Raw genomic sequence first — 427 nt, 5'->3', positions numbered from 1 at the left:
AGTATACAGATAGGGCAGTGGAAAAATGGAGTTAATTCAGCTTCATTTTTCCACTGCCTTTTTCCTGGATGTTTCCGTATTGGAACGAAAAAAATCTAAAAAGATTGTGAAACATCAGATGACGAGATTGACTTTTTGCAGTGACTTCATTATAGTTAAGTCATTATGAGGAAAAGAGGCGTTTAACTTTATGATGAATAAATGGAGGGAAAAGTTCGCAGGATTTATGGTGGGCCGCTACGGGGCGGACCGCCTGGGTCAGTTTCTGATCGGTGTTTCGCTTTTCTTTCTTCTGATTGGAATCTTTGTCAGGAGACCATGGGTGGATATTCTGGCGTTTGCCTGCCTGATTCTCTGCTATTTTCGGATGTTTTCAAAAAATATTGGAAAACGGTACAAGGAGGAGCAGGTGTTTGAAGGACTCCGG

Annotated in this window: 1 protein-coding gene; it reads left to right on the top strand. The window is 41.7% G+C overall.

The window, feature by feature from the left end; translation table 11 throughout:
- Nucleotides 1–190: 190 nt before the first annotated feature.
- Nucleotides 191–427: hypothetical protein (locus NE664_14415; GenBank protein ID MCQ4727828.1), on the top strand; the 237-nt coding region annotated here is incomplete at its 3' end.

This window comes from Anaerotignum faecicola, assembly GCA_024460105.1.
Classification (GTDB): Bacteria; Bacillota; Clostridia; order Lachnospirales; family Anaerotignaceae; genus JANFXS01.
Note: the sequence above shows the minus strand (reverse complement) of the source record. Positions and strands in the feature narration are given on the sequence as shown.